This is a genomic window from Aeromonas sp. Y293-4 (assembly GCF_027705905.1).
In the GTDB taxonomy this organism is placed as follows: Bacteria; Pseudomonadota; Gammaproteobacteria; order Enterobacterales; family Aeromonadaceae; genus Aeromonas; species Aeromonas veronii.
This window is the reverse complement of record NZ_JAPDCI010000001.1, coordinates 73,223-86,071: the sequence shown is the minus strand read 5'-3', so window position 1 is coordinate 86,071 and position 12,849 is coordinate 73,223. Positions and strand designations below refer to the sequence as shown.

At 56.3% G+C, this 12,849-nt stretch carries 9 protein-coding genes; 6 read left to right on the top strand and 3 right to left on the bottom strand.

Annotated features, from left to right (window positions below):
- The 3 genes from OKC31_RS00350 to OKC31_RS00340 all read left to right on the top strand — a co-directional run.
- Positions 1–5,020: DUF5801 repeats-in-toxin domain-containing protein (locus tag OKC31_RS00350; RefSeq protein WP_270655907.1), on the top strand; the 5,020-nt coding region annotated here is incomplete at its 5' end.
- Positions 5,021–5,106: 86 nt separating this feature from the next.
- Complete coding sequence (locus OKC31_RS00345) at positions 5,107–5,667, top strand: hypothetical protein (RefSeq protein ID WP_005359771.1); 561 nt, start codon at positions 5,107–5,109, stop codon at positions 5,665–5,667.
- A gap of 56 nt (positions 5,668–5,723) precedes the next feature.
- The gene (locus OKC31_RS00340; RefSeq protein WP_270655905.1) at positions 5,724–6,440 is read left to right on the top strand and encodes an SIMPL domain-containing protein; all 717 of its coding nucleotides are present in this window, start codon (positions 5,724–5,726) and stop codon (positions 6,438–6,440) included.
- A 136-nt stretch (positions 6,441–6,576) separates the two neighbouring features.
- On the opposite strand, the gene ahpF is transcribed toward OKC31_RS00340, so the two are convergent.
- The 3 genes from ahpF to OKC31_RS00325 all read right to left on the bottom strand — a co-directional run bounded on the left by ahpF (position 6,577) and on the right by OKC31_RS00325 (position 9,983).
- Positions 6,577–8,157, bottom strand: coding sequence for an alkyl hydroperoxide reductase subunit F (gene ahpF, locus OKC31_RS00335; protein ID WP_270655903.1), 1,581 nt, complete (start codon positions 8,155–8,157; stop codon positions 6,577–6,579).
- A 123-nt stretch (positions 8,158–8,280) separates the two neighbouring features.
- Positions 8,281–8,847 (bottom strand): alkyl hydroperoxide reductase subunit C, encoded by a 567-nt coding sequence (gene ahpC / locus OKC31_RS00330; RefSeq protein WP_005337335.1) that lies wholly within the window; start codon positions 8,845–8,847, stop codon positions 8,281–8,283.
- Between the two features lie 689 nt (positions 8,848–9,536).
- The gene (locus OKC31_RS00325; RefSeq protein ID WP_270655901.1) at positions 9,537–9,983 is read right to left on the bottom strand and encodes a CBS domain-containing protein; all 447 of its coding nucleotides are present in this window, start codon (positions 9,981–9,983) and stop codon (positions 9,537–9,539) included.
- Between the two features lie 212 nt (positions 9,984–10,195).
- Here OKC31_RS00325 and queA point away from each other — a divergent pair, with 212 nt between their 5' ends.
- The 3 genes from queA to yajC all read left to right on the top strand — a co-directional run bounded on the left by queA (position 10,196) and on the right by yajC (position 12,846).
- Positions 10,196–11,248 carry a tRNA preQ1(34) S-adenosylmethionine ribosyltransferase-isomerase QueA gene (gene queA, locus OKC31_RS00320; RefSeq protein ID WP_021229691.1) on the top strand — a complete coding sequence of 351 codons (1,053 nt, stop codon included), beginning with the start codon at positions 10,196–10,198 and terminating at the stop codon, positions 11,246–11,248.
- Positions 11,249–11,322: 74 nt separating this feature from the next.
- Positions 11,323–12,459 (top strand): tRNA guanosine(34) transglycosylase Tgt, encoded by a 1,137-nt coding sequence (gene tgt / locus OKC31_RS00315; protein ID WP_005337329.1) that lies wholly within the window; start codon positions 11,323–11,325, stop codon positions 12,457–12,459.
- Positions 12,460–12,510: 51 nt separating this feature from the next.
- A complete protein-coding gene (yajC, locus tag OKC31_RS00310) occupies positions 12,511–12,846 on the top strand; it encodes a preprotein translocase subunit YajC (RefSeq protein ID WP_005337327.1) in 336 nt (111 codons plus the stop codon).
- Positions 12,847–12,849 lie beyond the last annotated feature (3 nt).

Genomic DNA, 12,849 nt, shown 5'->3' with positions numbered 1-12,849 from the left:
CACCGGGGAAGTGACCCTGGCCCTGCTGGACAACGTCTGGCACGGCGACACCACCAATGCGGATGACAGCGTGGCACTGACGCTGGGTCAGGGTGTGCTGACCCTGGTGCAGACCGTGACCGATGCCGACGGCGATAGCGCCAGCGCGTCTGTGGACCTGGGCGCCAACGGCGTGTTCCGCTTCGAGGATGACGGCCCGCGGGCCGGGCTGGCGGTGGAAGCGCCGAGCCTGGGTGCGAGCGTGGATGAAAGCCTGGTCAGCCTGGGTGGCGTTGGCAGCGACGGAGTGGCCAGTGCCACCCTGAGCGCCGCCAATGTGCAGGCCCAGTTCAACCCGGCCTTCGGGGCCGACGGGGCGGGCAGCATAGGCTACAGCCTGGCGCTGACCGGTACCAATGTGGCGAGCGGCCTGTATGCGGTCGATCCGGCTGCGGCCAACGGGCAGGGTGCCGCCATCGTGCTCAATCAGGTGGGCAACGTCATCACCGGCAGCGCCGGTGGGGTGGACTACTTCACCCTGACCATCAACCCGAGCACCGGGGAAGTGACCCTGGCCCTGCTGGACAACGTCTGGCATGGCAACACCGGCAATGCGGATGACAGCGTGGCGCTGAGCGTGGACGAGGGGGTGCTGACATTGGTGCAGACCGTGACTGATGCCGATGGCGATAGCGCCAGCGCGTCTGTGGACCTGGGCGCCACCGGTGTGTTCCGCTTCGAGGATGACGGTCCCAAAGCAAACAATGTCCAGGCTGCCTTGGTACTTGACGATGAAGGCCTTGTTGGCGGGATCAATGGTGGTTCTGGTGATGTGGCAGGGGCCAACACCAGCGTCACGGGCAATCTGGTTTATCAGGCCGGGGCTGATGGCCTCAAATCGCTTGAACTCTCCGGGCCTAATGCGTTGGGAAGTGAAAGTGTGACCTCAACGTGGGATGCCCAAAGTGGAACCTTGTCTATCAGTTCCACTCGCGGTGTCTTGATGACGGTCACCATTACCGACCCGAGCACTGGTGCCTACTCGGTGAAACTTCTGCAGCCATTGATGCACACAGGGGTTGATACCGAAGATACTCTCACCCTCAATGTGGGCTACAAGGTGACAGATGGTGACGGGGATAGTGCCAGTGGCGTACTTGCAGTCACAATTAACGATGATACGCCGACAATCCAGGTGGGTGAGCTGTCCCTGACTTCTTCAGTCACTTTCCTGGGTAGCAACGCCGGTTATTCAAATAGCTATGGCTATTACATCAAAGGTGATGATGGCACCCCGTTGTCCGGCAAAGTCATCTGGGCAAATGTTCACAGTCAGAGTGTGGGAAGCCAGACAGATATCAGTTCGTTGGATCCTGCTCATACCGGATTCTTTGTTATCCCCAATGGAGGTGCCAATCCCGTTCTTGGCGATGGTGCCGCCGTCACATTCCAGTTTATTAATGGCAAGTGGCAGGCATTCGTTGGCAGCACTGCGTTGAGTGGGGCCGATGGTGCCAACATCGTGTTCAGCGATGCGAGCCTCAACCCTGGCGGTTCACATTTGCAGGATACTGGTAGCGCAGGCAACCAAAATTGGGAGGATATGACCCTCAACTCGGATTATGACTACAACGATGTCAGTACCACTGTGACTTGGGGCGGTGCTGTGCAGTTGCAGGTCGATGAGTCCAACCTCAATCATGATGCAACAGCTGACTTTAGTGGTGTGTTCAACGTACAGCCGGGGGCAGATGGTCTGGGATCCAAGAGCTACAGCTTGAGCATACAAAATGTAAATTCAGGCTTGATTGATACAACAACAGGTGAACAGATCAGACTAGTTATGAATGGCTCAACGATTGAAGGGCGTACTATAACCACCGGTCAGTTGGTGTTTAACCTTAGCGTTGACGGCAGCGGTAAAGTAACTCTTGATCAATTACGAGCTATTGAACATCCGACTTCTGATCCCGATGAAGTCAAATTCCTCGGCTCTGGCCATATAAGTTTGACACTGACCGTTACCGATAAGGATGGTGACCACAGTAGCGGTCGACTAGATATCGGTAAAGTTATCAGCTTCAAAGACGATGGCCCGAGTATCAGCGCCAACGCAGTAGTGCAACTGGACGATGATGCCCTAGCGGGCGGCATAGCTGGCGGCACGGGCGACGACCCGAACGCGGTCAACGTCAGCGGAATTCTGGGCCACAGCTTCGGTGCCGACGGCGCTGGCAGCATCCAGTGGCTGACCAGTGGCGCACCGGGCGGTTACACCTATGAAGCGGGGTCTGGTGGTTCACTGCTGGTCAAACAGGCTGGCGTGACCGTGCTGACGGTGACGCTGAACAGCGCCACGGGTGCCTACAGCGTGACGCAGAATGCGCCGATCAAGCATGCCGACGGTAATGACGAGAATAACGCCACCTTCACGCTGAACTACCGTGTTACCGATGCCGACAAAGACAGCGTGGATGGCAGCCTGACCATCAACGTCGACGACGACATCCCGACGGTCAGCGCTAACGCAGCAGTGCAACTGGACGATGATGCCCTGGCGGGCGGCATAGCTGGCGGCACGGGCGACGACCCGAACGCGGTCAACGTCAGCGGAATTCTGGGCCACAGCTTCGGTGCCGACGGCGCTGGCAGCATCCAGTGGCTGACCAGTGGCGCACCGGGCGGTTACACCTATGAAGCGGGGTCTGGTGGTTCACTGCTGGTCAAACAGGCTGGCGTGACCGTGCTGACGGTGACGCTGAACAGCGCCACGGGTGCCTACAGCGTGACGCAGAATGCGCCGATCAAGCATGCCGACGGTAATGACGAGAATAACGCCACCTTCACGCTGAACTACCGTGTTACCGATGCCGACAAAGACAGCGTGGATGGCAGCCTGACCATCAACGTCGATGACGACATCCCGACGGCGAATGCAGTAACCAACTCGGGTCAGGCCACTCAGGTGCAAAATACCAACCTGATGTTGATCCTCGATATTTCCGGCAGTATGGGTGATCCATCGGGCTATCAAGGCATGACCCGGATGCAGGTGATGCAAAAATCTGCCTTGGAGTTGCTCGACAAGTACAGTGCCTATGGCACCGTTATGGTCAATATCATCACATTTGCATCCTCTGCTACTAACCCAACCAGTATCTGGGTCAATGTGGATGTGGCCAAGTCGACCATATTGGGGCTGCAACCATCAGGTGGTACTAACTATGACGATGCTCTAAATGAGGCGATCAAGGCCTTTGGCGATACAGGCAGGCAGACTAATGCACAAAATGTCTCCTATTTCATGTCAGATGGTCAGCCCACTGCGAATGCATTGAGTGGCTCAGCCGCTTCTGTCCCGGATGGCAATAACGCCCTTGGTGGTGGTAATGGCATAGATGGTGACGGCCCAACACTGAGTGGAGAAACCAAAGATTGGACTGATTTCCTTACAGCAAACAATATCAACTCGTTTGCGCTAGGGATGGGCTCAGGCTCTACACAGTCTGCACTTGACCCCATCGCTTACAATGGCGTCAGTGGCGCCAGCCCGGCGAATACAACCGCTGTGGTTGTGACTGATTTCAGCCAATTGGCCGCTACGCTTTTGAGTACTGTTATTGCGCCACCGCTGGCGGGTCAAATGATCAACGGCATAGTGGCCAGAGCCGGGGCGGATGGTGGCTGGCTCAGCTCCATTACTGTGGGGGGGGTAACCTATACCTACAACCAGAACACGGATACATCGGGTGTTTCTGGCGGTACGTCGGTTGGGACCTTTAACCAATCAACAAACGAATGGACTATTGCGCTGGCTGGCGGCACCCTCAAGGTAGATATGGACAACGGGGCGTATACCTATACTCCGCCGTCTTCTATACCGGCAGGGGGCATAAACCAGGTCGTGGGCTATGGCATTACCGATAAGGACGGGGACACAGCGTCCAGCACTCTGGCCATCGTGATCAAGCCAGCGGTTGGTCCGACGGTGGTACGCGATGATTTCATCATCACCAACCAGGACCCTGCAACCGTTCCGGATTGGGCGTTGCTTGTCAATGATACCGGGCCGCTGGCTGCGACCCAGATTATTACGGGCGTCTCTGGGGCCGTTGGTGGGACAGTGACAGATAACGCGGGTTCGGTGACGTTCGATGATACCTCTGGCAGCGCAACCCCCAGTAGCTACGAAGGGTCATTCAACTACACCAATAGCTCGACCACAGATACGGCCAAGGTCTTCGTGGATGTTCAAAGCGGGGCAACGCTCACAGGAGGATATCTGGACGAGATCCTCATCGGCGGGACGGGGGCGGATACGCTCAACGGCAATGCTGGAAATGATATTCTGCTGGGCGGTGCCGGTAACGACGCTTTGAATGGTGGCGAGGGTAACGATATTCTTGTTGGCGGTGCAGGCAACGATACCTTGAACGGTGGTGCTGGCAACGACACGGCCAGTTACATCGATAGTACGGCCGGTGTCACTGTTAAGGTCAATGGTAATAATCAGGCGACCGGTGGTGCGGGTACTGACAGTCTGAGCAATATGGAAAATCTGGTGGGTTCCATGTTCAACGACAGTCTGACGGGGGATGGCAATGCCAACGTACTGAGCGGTTTGGTTGGAAGCGACATCTTGAGCGGTGGTGGCGGCGATGACTTGCTCCTTGGTGGTGCTGATGGCGACACCCTGACAGGTGGAGGCGGTAAAGACACCTTTAAGTGGGGGGCGGGTGATATCGGTGGTGTGGATGTCATCAAAGACTTCACCACCGGCACTGGCGGAGATGTACTGGATATAAGCGAGCTGCTCACTGGCGAACATGCCAACTCTGGTTCGCTTGATGCGTACCTCAATTTCAGTAGTGATGGGCCAGGCACAAACAAATCAACATTGACTATTGATTTGGATGGTACGAATGGAGGAACCACCCACGTCATAAAATTTGACAGTATTGACTTGACGACCCTGGGTAACAGTGACTTGCAGATTATTCAGAAGTTGCTGGATGACGGTAACTTGAAGGTTGATCCGTAACCTTGTCTTGGGGCCGGGCTTGCCTGGCCCCTGTTTTTTCCTCAAGGGGATGGATAAGATAGCGGCAGTAGAGGAGAGGGGTAATCATGCAGTCATTCAACTGGGTCGACATTGATGGCATCCGTTATAGCTGGGATGGGCAGGGGAACATTACCTGCGCAGGTCAGTTTGGCTATCAGGCCTCGATCGCGGGGGATCGGCTGGATGGGATGGAGATAGAGAATGAGGCCGGTGATGTAGCGGGCTCGCTCTATGTTGATTTCGCTACGGCCTCTATCACTTATGTGCCGGTCATGGATACCGAGTCTGCCCATAACATGATTCTGGTTGGCCATCATCAGGGGCAGCAGGAGTATCCGCTGGCCAGCTTTCACTCTCCGTTGTTGCATGATTTACTGGGGCCATCTGATACCATCCCTTGGTCTGCGATGGAGGAGGATAGTGGTGGCACCAATATCGGACAGGCGGTGCAAGGACACGTTCTGTCGTGGGACTCGTTCCATTTCGATGATGAGGTGTTGGTCTGTGGCGCGGCTCCTGCGCTGGATATGGCAAACCAGAGCCAGGATCCCGGCAGCATGGTCACCATTAGTCTCGATCTGACCAATCAGATACTGGATCAGCTCCCCCCCTTGCATGATATATGAATCCCGTAACTGCACGGGCATAATGACCTTAATCTTTCCGATTGAGGTTTTTTTCTATGTGGCGTCCCCTTCTTACTCTTTCCGCTCTGGTTGTCAGTGCTCCGCTGCTGGCGATTGAAGTGCCGCAAGCGCCCCATCTGGTGGTGAGTGGTTATGCCGAGCAGAAGACCGAACCCGATATGCTCACCCTCAATGTGGCGGTGAGTGCACTGGATAAGCAGGGCCTCAAGGCCAAGCAGCAGGTCGATACCAAGGTCGCAGCCTTTTTCAGCCAACTGGAAGGGTTGGGGATCAAGCGCAGCGATGTTGAGGCTGGCAACCTGATGGTCTCTCCGGAATATCAGTATGGCGAGAACAAGAAGCCGGTATTGTTGGGGTATCGTGCTCAGCGACAATTGGCGGTGAAGCTCTATCAGCTCGACAAGTTGAGCCCCCTGATGGATACCGCACTCAAAGCCGGGCTGGAGTCCGTATCCCAGATTGAGTACGGGTTGAAATCGCCGCAGGTCATCAAGGCGCAGGCCCGTCTGAATGCCGTTGAGGATGCCAAAACCAAGGCTGAATCTCTGGCCAAGGCGTTCGGGATGAAGCTTGGCAAGGTCTACAGTGTGGAGTACCGCAATGCTTCGCCCATTACCGCCTACAGCCGCAACCTGAAGGTGGTGCAGGCCATGGCGATGGCTGCTCCCGCGCCGGATATGGCGGACAACAGCTATCAACAACAGCAGATCACGGTAAGCGATAATATCGAGGCTGTTTTCTTGCTGGAGTGATGCCCGTCGTTGAAGTCCAGTCATGAACAACCCCGCCATTTGCTGCGGGGTTTTTATTGCGCATCGATGCAGATATAAAAAAGCCGACGCTCGTGTTTACTTAATCGAGCGTCGGCTTTTTGTTGCGCTGGTTTTATCAGGCGGTCACAGCATCAGCTTTGGTCGCTTCCGGCGCCGGGTTGCGGATGAGGTAATCAAACGCTCCCAGTGCGGCGGTGGCGCCAGCACCCATGGAGATAATGATCTGCTTGAACGGTACCGTGGTGGCATCCCCTGCGGCGTAGACGCCGGGCAGGGAGGTCGCCCCTTTGGTATCGATCTCGATCTCGCCAAAGCGGGTCAGGGCAATCTCGCTCCCTTTCAGGAACTCGGTGTTCGGCACCAGGCCGATCTGGACGAAGATACCCGCCACCGCCAGATGCTTGATCTCACCGGTGGTGCGATCCTCGTAATCCATGCCCACCACCTTGCTGCCATCACCGATCACTTCGGTGGTGCGGGCGCTCATGATGATGTCGATATTGCCCATGGAGCGAGCCTTCTTCTGCAGCACTTCATCGGCTCGCAGGGTGTCGGCGAACTCCACCACAGTCACATGCTCGACGATGCCAGCCAAGTCGATCGCTGCCTCGATGCCGGAGTTACCGCCACCGATCACAGCTACTCGCTTGCCCTTGAAGAAGGGACCATCGCAGTGCGGGCAGTAGGCCACACCCTTGGTGCGGTACTCGAGCTCGCCTGGTACGTTCAGATCACGCCAGCGGGCACCGGTAGCCAGGATCACGGCGCGGCTCTTCAAGGTGGCGCCAGAGGCGAGATCCACGTTCACATATCCATCTTTGCTGATGGCGGCGGCGCGCTGCTCGGTGATCACTTCAACGCCGTACTCTTTGACGTGCTGCTCCAGGCTGGCGGCCAGCTTGGGGCCTTCGGTGTAGGGCACGGAGATAAAGTTCTCGATACCGACGGTGTCCATCACCTGACCACCGAAACGCTCGGCAACGATGGCGGTGCGAATGCCTTTACGGGCGGCATAGATGGCCGCTGCGGCGCCAGCCGGGCCACCGCCCACCACCAGCACGTCGTAGGGATCTTTCTCATTCAGCTCGGCAGCCTTGCGCTCGGCGGCACCGGTGTCGAGTTTGGCGACGATTTCTTCCAGCGAGATCCGCCCTTGGCTGAACGGTTGCCCGTTCAGGTAGACATTCGGTACCGCCATGATTTGACGCTCGGCGACTTCTTCCTGGAACAGGGCGCCGTCGATCATGGTGTGAGTGATGCCGGGGTTCAGGGTCGCCATCAGGTTGAGGGCCTGTACTACGTCCGGGCAGTTGTGGCAGGAGAGGGAGATATAGGTCTCGAAGTGATACTCACCCTTGAGATTGCGGATCTGCTCCTGCACGGCCGCATCGGCCTTGGAGGGGTGGCCGCCGCTTTGCAGCAGGGCGAGCACCAGAGAGGTAAATTCATGACCCATGGGGATACCGGCAAAGTGAACGCGCGGGGCTTGGCCCTGCGGCGCGACACTCATGGAAGGCTTGCGAGCGGCAGTGCCAGAGGTCTGGGTGATCTTGGAGGACATCTCGGCGATCTCGCTGGCCAGTGCCAGCAGCTCTGCAGATTTGTCGCTGTCGTTGCCGGACACGCTGATCGCGATGGGATTGACGATGTACTGCAGATAGGTGTTCAGCTGTTGTTTGAGGTTGGTATCCAACATGGTCGAATTCCTTCTTGTAATGGCGAGTTGGCATTAAATGTGAGTCGGTCTGCTTTCAGGCCTATTTGGCAATGCCGGAAAGCAGACCGGCCCTTATGCGGGCCGGTCTTGGAAGCGGGAGGCTTAGATCTTGCCTACCAGGTCCAGGGACGGGGCCAGAGTGGCTTCGCCTTCTTTCCATTTAGCCGGGCACACTTCACCCGGGTGGGAGGCAACGTACTGGGCTGCTTTGACTTTGCGCAGCAGTTCCAGTGCGTCACGGCCGATGCCGCCGGCGTTGATCTCGACGATCTGGATGATGCCCTGCGGGTCAATTACGAAGGTACCGCGGTCAGCTAGACCAGCTTCTTCGATCATCACGCCGAAGTTGCGGGTGATGGTACCAGTCGGGTCACCAATCATCGGGTACTGGATCTTCTGAATGGTGTCAGAAGTGTCGTGCCATGCTTTGTGAGTGAAGTGGGTATCGGTAGAGACAGAGTAGATCTCGACGCCCAGCTTCTGGAATTCAGCGTAGTTGTCAGCCAGGTCGCCCAGCTCGGTCGGGCAAACGAAGGTGAAGTCAGCCGGGTAGAAGAAGACCACGGACCACTTGCCTTTCAGGTCAGCGTCAGACACCTGAACGAATTTGCCATTGTGGTAGGCGGTAGCATTGAACGGCTTGATTTCAGTGTTGATGTAGGTAGACATGTAATTGCTCCTTGGTGATGTACATATGCCGGTCTGGTGTTGAAGAGTCTTGCCAGACGAGGCGCTTAACTTTCGATGGATTCATCATAGGGGCTTCCGTTAATCGATAAAAGCCGCAATTTTGAATCGCTTAAATCTACTTATTAGATAGCTCACTATGGCTGTACCTAACATGAATATCTCTGACCTACTGAGATAACTCCTTGTCGTGGTTCAATGTCTGTGCGCTACATCGCCTTTTCAAGGCATAAGAAGGGGTGTGCAGAGCCACGATGACGCGATGAGATAAACGGTGGTGCAAACAGGTGGCGAGGAGGTTGAGGCCGTTGGTCGCAGCGATGGGGATGTGCTGGCAAGGGGAGGCCGAAGGGCGCAGATAAAAAAATCCCGGCGCTATCGCAACGACAGGGCCGGGTCATCAAACAAGGAATGGCTATATAAACAAATGCTTTACAGCAAAGACTAACTACGGGGTGTGCAAACTTGCAGACATATGAGAGGAAGATAATGGGTGCACAATCCCTCGTCTCCCCCTCGGCAACTATTGCATGAGAGAGATAATAGTGTGACGCAGATCACAAGGCAAGCATTTGGTGTAATTTTTCAATCAAAATGAAAGTGTTTCATCATTTAAGCTTATTTTGACGGCTGAAAACGCTTTTATTGTAATTTAATTACAAGTCGATCTATCAAAAGTCGGTAGGTGGTTCCTGCTCTTCCATCAATTCCAGCAGGTTGATGGCCACGGCAATAAAGTCCGACTCGGTGACAATGCCGATCAGCTTGCGTCCTTTGAGTACCGGCAGGCAGCCATATCTGTGGCGCTGCAGGTAGAGTGCTGCCTCCTTGATGCCGGCGTGAGGATCTACGCTCGCCACTTGCCGTGTCATGATCTCGTCGAGTTGCACGCTGTCGGTAAATTCGGCTTCCCGCTCCGGGCTGATGAGCAGCAGCTTGGATTCCCGGGTGGCCAGGATATCGGTGAGGGTCACCAGCCCCAGCAGGTGGTGCTGCTCGTCGACGATGGGAATGTGGCGGATCCGCTCCTGCTGCATCAGGTCCATCGCCTGTTTGACACTGTTTGACGGACCCAGAGTGAAGGGGTGTTCGGTCATGATTGCGGATAGGGTCATCATGGTGGGCCTCCTTGTGTATCTGCTTTCACCCTAGCCCAGCCCCAACTGGCAAAACATGATCAGGGTCAATACAGAACATTAAAGAATCATTAACCGGAGGTGTGTCTCAATATTGCTCGCTACCCCTTGTCTCTCTTGGGTTTTTGGTCTTTTGGGTTGCCTTGGAAGATGGGGATAACTAGACTAGCCGCCGATTCCCCCCGAGGTGAAAGATGCAAGTATCCGATTTTCATTTTGATCTGCCAGACGAGCTGATTGCCCGCTATCCGATGGCAGAGCGTACCGCCAGCCGCCTGTTGCAGCTCGATGGCCAGACTGGCGCCCTGCGCCACGGTCAATTTGTGGATGTGCTGGATCAGCTCAATCCGGGTGACCTGCTGGTATTCAACAACACCCGTGTCATTCCGGCACGCATGTTTGGCCAGAAGGCCAGCGGCGGCAAGCTGGAGGTACTGGTCGAGCGCATTCTGGACGAGCACAGCGTGCTGGCCCATGTCCGTGCCTCCAAGGCGCCCAAGCCCGGCACCCGGATGATCATGGATGGTGGTGTGGAGGCAGAGATGCGCGCCCGCCACGACGCTCTGTTCGAGATCCACTTCCTCGACCCGCGTCCGGTGCTGGAGATTTTGGAGGCCATCGGCCACATGCCGCTGCCCCCCTATATCGACCGTCCCGACGAGGATGCCGACAAGGAGCGCTACCAGACCGTTTACAATCAAAAGCCGGGCGCCGTCGCGGCCCCGACCGCCGGTCTGCACTTTGATGAGCCGCTGCTTGAGAAAATTCGGGCCAAAGGGGTTGAAACGGCCTTTGTCACCCTGCATGTAGGGGCGGGGACCTTCCAGCCGGTGCGGGTAGAGAAGATTGAAGATCACCACATGCACTCCGAGTATGCGGAAGTGCCGCAAGAGGTGGTGGATGCCATCGCGGCCACCCGTGCCCGTGGTGGTCGGGTGATCGCGGTGGGGACCACGTCGGTCCGTTCGCTGGAGAGCGCGGCCAAGGTCACCCTGGCGCAGGGCAAACCGCTAGCGCCTTTCTTTAGTGACACCGATATCTTCATCTTCCCTGGTTACAAGTTCCAGATTGTCGATGCCATGGTCACCAACTTCCATCTGCCGGAGTCGACCCTGATCATGCTGGTCAGCGCCTTTGCCGGTTATGACAACGTGATGGCGGCCTATCAGGCAGCCGTGGCCGGGCAGTACCGTTTCTTCAGCTACGGGGACGCCATGTTCGTCACCCGTCGCCAGGTTGAAGCATAAGCTTCAGCTTATTTACCGGGCCGTGAGCGGCCCTCCTATTGTCAGACTGTTTATCTGACGCAGCCGAGGTAGCAATGAAATTTGAACTGAAAACCACCGACGGCCGTGCCCGTCGCGGTCAACTGGTCTTCGAACGTGGTGTGGTACAAACGCCGGCCTTTATGCCGGTCGGGACTTACGGCACCGTCAAGGGGATGACCCCGGAAGAAGTGCGTGAAACCGGTGCCCAGATCCTGCTGGGTAACACCTTCCACCTCTGGCTGCGTCCGGGTCAGGAAGTGATGCGTGCCCACGGCGATCTGCATGACTTCATGAACTGGCAGGGCCCGATCCTGACCGACTCCGGTGGTTTCCAGGTGTTCAGCCTGGGCCATATTCGCAAGATCACCGAAGCGGGCGTCCACTTCCGTCACCCCATCAATGGCGAGAAGATCTTCCTCGACCCCGAGAAGTCCATGGAGATCCAGTACGATCTGGGCTCCGACATTGTGATGATCTTCGACGAGTGCACTCCGTACCCGGCTACTTATGAAGAAGCGCGCAAGTCCATGGAGATGTCCCTGCGCTGGGGCAAGCGCTCCCGCGACAAGTTTGATGCGCTGGGCAACAAGAACGCCCTGTTCGGCATCATTCAGGGCTCGGTCTACGAAGATCTGCGGGATGTCTCCCTCAAGGGGCTGCTGGAGATCGGTTTCGACGGTTATGCGGTCGGTGGTCTGGCCGTGGGCGAACCCAAAGAGGACATGCACCGCATCCTCGAGCACGTCTGCCCGAAAATTCCGGCTGACAAGCCGCGCTACCTGATGGGTGTCGGCAAGCCGGAAGATCTGGTGGAAGGGGTGCGCCGTGGTATCGACATGTTCGACTGCGTCATGCCGACTCGCAACGCCCGCAACGGCCACCTGTTTACCACCGATGGCGTAGTGAAGATCCGCAACGCCCAGCACCGCAACGACACCAGCACCCTGGATGCCGAGTGCGATTGCTACACCTGCAAGAACTACAGCCGCAGCTACCTGCACCATCTGGACAAGTGCAACGAGATCCTCGGTGCCCGTCTGAATACGATTCATAACCTGCGTTATTACCAGCGTGTGATGCAGGGTTTGCGGGACGCGATCGAGCAGGGTAAATTAGACGACTTTGTAACAGAGTTTTACCGTCGGCAAGGGAAGCCTGTGCCTCCGTTAGCTGAAAATGACGTTAAATAACAACAACATATAATTTTGTTTTTTTAATCTACATCAATAAGAGGTTGTTAAATGAGCATTATCTCCAAGGCGTATGCAGAAGGCGCAGCACCGGGTGCACAGGGTGGTGGTATGGAAATGATCATCATGCTGGCCGTATTCGGCCTGATCTTCTACTTCATGATCTATCGTCCCCAGGCCAAACGTGCCAAGGATCACCGCAATCTGATGAGCTCCTTGTCCAAGGGTGATGAAGTGCTCACTTCCGGTGGCCTGGTTGGCAAAATTGCCAAAGTGGCTGCAGACAGCGATTACCTGGTGATCGCCCTGAACGACCAGACTCAAGTCACCATCAAAAAGGACTTCGTCTCTGCCGTTCTGCCCAAGGGTTCTATCCAGTCCCTTTAATCT

Excerpts from the sequence above, each read along its gene's own strand:
- OKC31_RS00345 (WP_005359771.1), top strand. The coding sequence starts at position 5,107 with ATGCAGTCATTCAACTGGGTCGACATTGATGGCATCCGTTATAGCTGG.
- OKC31_RS00340 (WP_270655905.1), top strand. The coding sequence starts at position 5,724 with ATGTGGCGTCCCCTTCTTACTCTTTCCGCTCTGGTTGTCAGTGCTCCG.
- ahpF (WP_270655903.1), bottom strand. The coding sequence starts at position 8,157 with ATGTTGGATACCAACCTCAAACAACAGCTGAACACCTATCTGCAGTAC.
- ahpC (WP_005337335.1), bottom strand. The coding sequence starts at position 8,847 with ATGTCTACCTACATCAACACTGAAATCAAGCCGTTCAATGCTACCGCC.
- OKC31_RS00325 (WP_270655901.1), bottom strand. The coding sequence starts at position 9,983 with ATGATGACCCTATCCGCAATCATGACCGAACACCCCTTCACTCTGGGT.
- queA (WP_021229691.1), top strand. The coding sequence starts at position 10,196 with ATGCAAGTATCCGATTTTCATTTTGATCTGCCAGACGAGCTGATTGCC.
- tgt (WP_005337329.1), top strand. The coding sequence starts at position 11,323 with ATGAAATTTGAACTGAAAACCACCGACGGCCGTGCCCGTCGCGGTCAA.
- yajC (WP_005337327.1), top strand. The coding sequence starts at position 12,511 with ATGAGCATTATCTCCAAGGCGTATGCAGAAGGCGCAGCACCGGGTGCA.